Raw genomic sequence first — 7,349 nt, 5'->3', positions numbered from 1 at the left:
TGTGCGACGGGCCCCACGACCGGCGGTGGGGCCCGTCGCACACGACGCGACCCCCCCCGCCTACTGCTGGCAGTGGCACCCTCAGTCCGCGAACCTGCGGGGCACGGCACTAGCCTACGTCGGGGAGCACGCGTCCGCTGCCGCGCCCGACCGGCGGCGCAGGCCGAAGTGGCACAGCAGTGGCCGCCAGTTCAGCACGATGTGGATCAGGCCGGCGAGGATGGCAACGAAGCCGGCCAGCTCGTGAAGCTTCTTGGGGAAGAGCGGCTGGCGACGCTCGCCCGGGCCCTCGGGCCTCTGGAACTCGCCCGGCTCCGCCGCTTCGCCGGCTTCCGGCGGCGCGCTCATCTGGCTCCCCGCTCCGAAGCCGGGCGGCGGGGCGTGACGCGGCCTCAGGGCCATGACGAGGCCCGTCACCGACACGAGCACGAACGACAGCGTCAGCAGAATGGACGTAACTCTCCGCATCTGTGAATCCTCCGTGACACAATGCCTTGGGCTGGCGCCACCTGCCCCGGGGCGGTGAGCCCCGGGACCCCGGGCACGCCTGGATTGAGGACGGTTGGCGGGTTGCCTGTGTTCCGTGGAACGGTTGGTCTACCCCGTGGCCACCGGCACGAACGCCAGTTGGTCCAGGTTCAGCCAGTGGTCGTTCGTGTTCTCCATGGTAATGCGGTGGACCCCCGCAGCCAGCTCCCAGATGGCCAGTGAGCCGTTCGCCAGCCGCACCGGCATGGTCGCCCACTCGTCCATGACCGTGCCGACCGGCGGGAACTGCACGCGCTCGGCTCCCGGCAGGGCCTTGCCGTCCACCAGCAGGCTGCGCTCCGCCATGGCCCCGAAGGAGTTGGCATAGCGGAAGACCAGGTGGTAGCGCCCGGCTTGCGGCACCGTGATCTCCCACGACACCCGGTGGCCTGTCCAGTTCCAGTGCGAGAACGCCGCCCCCGCCGAGTTGGGCTTGTCCGTGCGCCGCCGCCCCTCGCCCCCGACCTGCTCCACGAAGTCCCCCGCGTTCGTCAGCGGCACGCCGGCCATGGGCTCGTTCCTCACCGGCAGCGAGCCGCGTGCCTGCAGGGCCTCGCCGGCAGTGGGGCGGAGCGTGGCCGTCACTGTCACCTGGGCGCGGCCGGCCAGCAGCGACGGTGGCCGGGCCAGGCGCACGGCGAACGGCAGGTTGGTGGTCTGCCCCGCTGCCAGCGACACCGGGAAGGTAGCGGGCTCGATGGTCGCCTCCGGGCCGCAGGCCAGGGCCAGCGTGCCGGCCAGGGCCTCGCGTGCCCCGGCGATCACCGTCACCATGCACGGGTTGGCCTCGCGGACCGCGAGGCCGTCCTGGGGCCCCGAGATCAGGGCGCTGCTACGGTCGGAGGTCGGGGTGTAGCCCAGCATGGGCTGGGAGTAGTAGCCCGATGAGACGTCGGCGAGGGCGAGCCGGTACGTCGGGTCTTGCAGCAGGCAGACGCGGCGGTCGGTAGCGGGAACCGTCGTGGTATAGATGCGCACCTCACCAGGCAGAGACGTGATGACCTCCTCGCGCCAGTCGCCGGTCACATCGGCCACGGCGAGCACCTGGCCCTGGATCGCGGGCGGGTATGTACCGCCCTGGAAGTCCGACGGCTGGCCGCGCAGGAGTTCGCGCTGGGTGTCGCCGTCCCAGTAGGCCACTGAGGTGGTGCGGGGCACGTCGTTGCCCTGGGCCAGCAGCTCCCCGGCCGCCGAGTACAGCCACCGGGGCGGGGGGCCACTGCCAAAGGCGCCGCTCTTGGGGTCCTCCGCCGCCCAGGCCTCGCAGCCGGGATGGGCCGGGTCAATGTCCGAGACCTGTCCTGAGCCGACGTGGAACGTCTCGCCCGGGTGGCCCCACAGGAACTTGCCGGTGCGGGCGTCCACGATGCAGGTCCCGTTCTGCTTCTGGGGGTTCTCCAGCGTGTAGAATATCTCCAGGCCGGGGTTGGTCGGGATGAAGTCACCGACCTCGCACACGTCCGGGTGGCCCCGGCCCGTGGACCACAGCGGCGCGCCGTCGTCGTCGAGCACCGCGGAGCCCAGGATCACCTCATCCCGGCCGTCGCCATCCACATCGGCGGCGTGGAGCGTGTGTGCACCCTGGCCATAGAACTTGCGCTCCCCCTCGGCGTTGTCCCAGCGCCACAGGATCTCGAGACGGCCCTTGTTGAGTTGGTAGGCGATGACCTTCTGCAGGCCGTAGGTCCCGCGCTCGGCGATGACGCAGGGGGTCTTGCCGTCGAGGTAGGCGATGGCGAGTTGGTTGCGGGCGGCCACATCCCCGGGCTTGCCCGAGGTGCCGAAGCCTGCGCGGCCGGGGAACTCCGCCTGGCTGCGCACCTTGCCGGTCATGCCGTCCAGGATCGTCACGTACTCCTTGCCCTGGTTGACCATGCCCTCGGCATCGCGGGGGTCGGCATCGGTGCCCTTGAGGGCGACCTCGGCCCGGCCGTCGCCGTCCAGGTCGTGCACGACATAGGGCGAGAACCACAGGCCCATCTCAATCCCCCAGCCCATGCTCTGCCGCCACATGAACTTGCCGTCGGCGTTGTAGGCGTCCAGCTTGTAGGTCCCCGGGCTGCGGTACCAGGTGTACATGAACCCCCAGATCTGCGTATCGGGCTGCTTGACGACGATGTCCATGCGCCCGTCACCGTCGAGGTCGCCGATGCCGACGGTCTGCGGCCGGACGTCGCCCTGCAGCTTGATGGGCAGATACGGCAGGTCCGTGGCGGGCAGGGCCACTGCCTGCGAGGGCGCGGGGGCCTTGGTCTGGGCGACCGGCGCCACGCCATAGCGGCTGCCGCCCCCGGCCGGCGCGCTGCGGTCCAGGAAGTCGGTCGTGGCAGCAATCGGCGCCGTGTTGAGCTTCCGGGCCGGGCCCGTGCCGTCGGCGCGGTAGATGTTGAAGGCGATGTCCGTGGGGTCGTCGGCCAGCAGCCGCCAGCTCAGGTACACACCCTCGCCGGTGCGGAGGGCCGTTAGGCCCCGGTCGAGGCGCTCCCACACGCGCTGCGTGGCCCACCCGCGGACCGGCTTGCGGGGCGGCGGCGGGGGCGCGATGACCGCCGGGTTGAGGGTGACCGTGTTGTAGTAGTGCGGGCCGGGCTTGCCGTCATCGGCGTAGCGGTCATCCACCCACAGGTCGAAGACGCCGTCCTTGATGGCGACCGTCCCCACGCTGCCGCCGCCTGCGAGCTTGCGCCATGTCTTCCCCTCATCCAGCGACACGCCCAGGGCCCGCGCGTGCTCGACCGTCACGGCATACGTGCCCGCCGGGATGCCCGTGAGGTGCGTGTGCAGCACCGCGGCGCCATCCTCGGGCGTCGCGCGGTCCTGCGCGACACTGGGCGCGGCGAGGATGACCCCGCGCGACCACCCGGGCGCGTCTTTGGTCCACAGGTTCCACTTCCCTGGCTTCCACTGGTCCTTCACGATGAGTTCGGCAGGGCCGGACCACTCCTCGGCGTTGAAGACCAGCGGGCGCGCGGCGACCGGCGCGGCCGGCGGCTCGGGGAACTTCCGGCCGGTCGCGGCCGCGATGAGCTTCAGCGTAGCGGAGGCGCGCTCGGGCACCTCCGGCTCATCGGTGTTGCGCAGCGCCGCGATCAGCATGGGGACGCCCTGCTGGCTCCTGGCAATCAGCCACAGGGCCCGTGCCGCCGCGACCTGCGCACAGGGCGCCGGGTTCTTCAGCGTGGCGATGAGCGCCGGCAGCGCGGGCCGGGCAGCCTCGCCCAGCTCCGCCAACGCATCTGCCGCCACGCGCGGGCCCACGAGGTCGGGGTCCTGCAGCGCCTCGATCAGCAGCGGGACGCCGCTCGCGTCCCCGCCCACCTGGACCAACGATGTGGCCGCCGCCACCCGCACGAAGGCATTGGCATCCTGCAGCGCCGTCTTGAGCTGCGGCAGCGCCGCGCTCGCCCCCGGCCCGATGGCGCCGAGCGCCACCGCCACCTCGCGCTTGACCCAGACGTCCTTGGACTTGCCCAGGACCTCGGCCAGCGCCGGCACGGCCTCGGTCGCCGCCGCGCCCATGCGCCCCAGCGCCCAGGCGATCATGACCTGCGCGTACCATTCGCTGGTGGGCAGAGCCTCGGCGAGCGCGGGCACGGCCGCGCGGGCCTCGGGGCCGATGGTCCCCAGCACCCGCGCTACCGACCAGCGCACCACCATGTGCTTCTCCGCCAGCGCCGCGATCAGTTCGGGCCGGGCCTCGTGCATCTGCGGGGCCAGCTCCAGCAGCGCGTTCGCCGCGCCCTCGTTGCCGTACAGGGTGTAGGGCCGGATCTTGGCGAGGTTCTCCTCGATCTTGGCGTGCAACTCATCCTGTGCGCCGGCCGGGAGGACGACGGCGGCCAGCGCGATAGCCAGGACGACGGCCTTCGCAAGACGTGAGCATGTGAGCATCCCTGCGAGCCTCCAGCACTGAACCCGGCGGGGTCCCTGTCGGCCCAGACTGCTGCGCAGTCTGACACCGACACCCCGCCCTGGTCGTGGCGCCTCGCCCCGGGGTCTCCCCGGGCCGCGCGTGCCCCCCACTTCCCCGCCCGGCGGACGCTTCCTCCCCCGCGTCAGGCCGGGGGCGGAGGTTCGGGCCGGTCGGCAGGGAATGGGCAAGCGATGCATGACGGCGAACCATGCCGCCGCGCCGCTGTCCGCTCCTCGGGTGGGCGAACGCGGCAGCGGCCCTCGGGAGGCCCCCCATGTGCCGGATGTCAGGACTTCATGCGATCGCCCTGGTTGTTGCGCTGACGTGCCTGGGAAGCGCGCCCCTGAGCGCCCAGGCCCCGGCGGGCCAGGCGAGCCCCGACCCGGCGTTGCTGGGCGACTGGCGCTGTGACGAGGGCGAAGGTGACGTGCTGGCCGACAGCTCGGGTCGCGGGAATGACGGGGACATCCGCGGCGCCGAGTGGGTGAAAGGCAGGTTCGGCACGGCCCTGTACTTTGGCGGGCGTGATGCCTACGTGTCGGTCCCCGGCGTGCCCGGCCTGGACGGCTCGAACGAGATGACCGTGTCGGCCTGGGTGTACTGGGAGAAGAGCGGGCGTTACCCGAACATCATCAGCAGCGGCAATTGGTGCCCCGGCGGGTTCCTGATCTTCGTGGCCGACAACGGCTGCAGCTTCCGCATGGGCAAGCCCGGGAAGGGGCCCCTGCTCGGCACGGACTGGGCTGAGACGAGCGCCACGCTGGGCCAGGTCAAACCCGGCGAGTGGGTCTACCTGACCGCGACTTTCCGCCGCCCCACCATCGAGACGTACGTGAACGGGAAGCGGGTCGGAACGGCCACGTGGGACTACCCGGTCGGGTTCTCTGGCGACCTGCAGATCGGCACCTGGGGGAATGCCCAGGCGTGCCACACGGGCATGATTGATGAGGTGCGTCTCTACAAGCGGGCACTGAGCGCCGCCGAGGTCGCCGCCGCCTACGCCGCCGGCGCCGCCACCCATGCTGCGGCCGGTCCGGGCGAAGCTCCCTACGTCAAGATCCCGGCGCCGCCGGCACAGCCCGCCTTCACGCTCGAGAACAAGCTGACGCGGGTGGCGCTGGACAGGCGGGGGCGGGTCGTGGCCTTCGTGGACAAGGCCACCGGACAGGACCACTGCGCCCGGCCCCCGATGGACTTCGTCACCATCAAGCGCGCCGGCATCACCTACCGCCCCTCGGCGTGTACCTACCGCGCCGGCGTGCTGGACTTCACCTTCGGCAAGTCCGGCCTCACCGCGCAGGTCAAGGTCACCCCGAAGGATCGCTGCTTCGTCCTGGAGGTCGCCTCGGTCAGCGACCCGGAGGCCGATGAGATGGTCTTCGGGGCCCTGGCCGTCAGCCCTGCCAAGCGCCTCAGCGGCTCCGTGGCGTGGGCCGCCGATGATGACTTCGCCGCGGCGGTCGTGCCCCTGAACCTGCAGGCGGAAGTCAGCCTGGTGGGCGGCGCACCCCGACCAACGTTCCTGCCGCGCTGCGTGCGGCAGTACGGCCTCGTCGGGGCGCGGACGGCCCTCGTGGGTAGCCCGACCAAGACGGTGCGCGAGGTGCTGAAGACGGTCGTGCGCACCGAGGGGCTGCCCAACTCGCCGGTCGGCGGGCCCTTCGCGCTGGATGCCGAGCAGAACCGCGGCTCGTACCTGTTCGCGACCGTCTCGGAGAAGAACGTGGACGAGTGGATCGCCCTCGGTCGCCGGGGCGGCTTCGATGAGATCCACCTGTGCCCCTGGTGGTGGAAGATGGGGCACTATGAGCCCCATCCGGACCTCTTCCCGCACGGCATGGCGGGCCTCAAGCAGGTCGTCACGAAGCTCCATGCAGCCGGGTTCAAGGTGGGCATGCACACCCTGACCGGGTGCATCCAGGTGGATGACCCGTGGGTGAGCCCCGTGCCGGACTCGCGCCTGACCAAGGACGCGCACTTCACCCTCGCCGCTGCCGTCGGGCCCGACGACAAGTTCATCCCCACGGTCGAGAAGCCCGAAGGGCTGAAGACCTTCTGGAGCGACGTGAGCACCGGCAACACCATCCAGATCGGCGAGGAGATCATCGCCTACAAGGGGCTGGCGCAGGAGCCACCGTACGGCTTCACTGACTGCACCCGGGGGCAATGGAAGACGCGGGCGGCGGCGCATGACAAGGGCAGCGGAGCCGACCATCTGGTCGCCAGCTACTGCTGCTACTTCCCGGATGAAAGCAGCACGCTGCTGGACGAGATGGCCCAGCGCATCGCCGATGTGTTCAACACCTGCGGCACCGACATGATCTACATGGACGGGTCGGAGGGGATGAAGACGACCCACGCGGTGGCCAAGATGAAGCGGGCGATCTTCACCCGCCTCAAGGGGCAGACGATGGTAGAGTCCAGCTCGGGCTCCTGGGGAGCGTGGCCGTTCCACTCGCGCGTCGGGGCCTGGGATCATCCCCTGTGGGGCTTCAACCGCTTCACCGACCTGCACTGTGCCAGCCTGGAGAAGCACAGCGCGAGCGAGATGCTGCCGGGTCACATGGGCTGGTGGGTCATCACCGGCCCCGCGCCCGACCATGCCGAGATGCTCCCCGAAGACATGGAGTACTTCTGCGGCAAGTGCCTGGGGTGGGACTATTCGATGTCGCTGGAGGGGGTGGCCGCGGGCGCCCGGCCCCCGAACGCCCGGCAGGACGAGTACCTGACGATGCTGGGCCGCTACGAGCGCCTGCGGCTGGCGCGCTACTTCCCCGAGTCCGTGCGGGCGAAGCTGCGGACGCAGGGGGAGCAGTTCCGCCTGGCCCAGGCTCCCGACGGCGCCTGGCAACTGCGCCCCACCGACTACGCCGCCCACCGCATCACGTCGCTGACGGACGGCACCCAG

The 7,349-nt window shown here is 71.0% G+C and carries 3 protein-coding genes; 1 reads left to right on the top strand and 2 read right to left on the bottom strand.

Annotation, left to right across the window (positions count from 1 at the left end; genetic code table 11):
• Window positions 1-114 precede the first annotated feature (114 nt).
• Window positions 115-468 carry a DUF4405 domain-containing protein gene (locus LLH23_23365; protein MCE5241415.1) on the bottom strand — a complete coding sequence of 118 codons (354 nt, stop codon included), beginning with the start codon at window positions 466-468 and terminating at the stop codon, window positions 115-117.
• A 129-nt stretch (window positions 469-597) separates the two neighbouring features.
• Entirely contained in the window at window positions 598-4,419 is a 3,822-nt protein-coding gene (locus LLH23_23360) for a HEAT repeat domain-containing protein (GenBank protein ID MCE5241414.1), read from the bottom strand.
• A gap of 296 nt (window positions 4,420-4,715) precedes the next feature.
• Between LLH23_23360 and LLH23_23355 the strand changes: the two genes are divergently transcribed.
• A partial coding sequence (locus tag LLH23_23355; GenBank protein ID MCE5241413.1) for a LamG domain-containing protein occupies window positions 4,716-7,349 on the top strand: 2,634 nt, incomplete at its 3' end.

The sequence above is a fragment of the bacterium genome, from assembly GCA_021372615.1.
Lineage (GTDB): Bacteria > Armatimonadota > Zipacnadia > Zipacnadales > UBA11051 > JAJFUB01.
The sequence above is the reverse complement of the archived record's forward strand: the minus strand, read 5'-3'. Positions and strand labels throughout refer to the sequence as shown.

Bases quoted from the DNA above. Each gene is read 5' to 3' on its own strand.
- LLH23_23365 (MCE5241415.1), bottom strand. From the start codon at position 468: ATGCGGAGAGTTACGTCCATTCTGCTGACGCTGTCGTTCGTGCTCGTG.
- LLH23_23360 (MCE5241414.1), bottom strand. From the start codon at position 4,419: ATGCTCACATGCTCACGTCTTGCGAAGGCCGTCGTCCTGGCTATCGCG.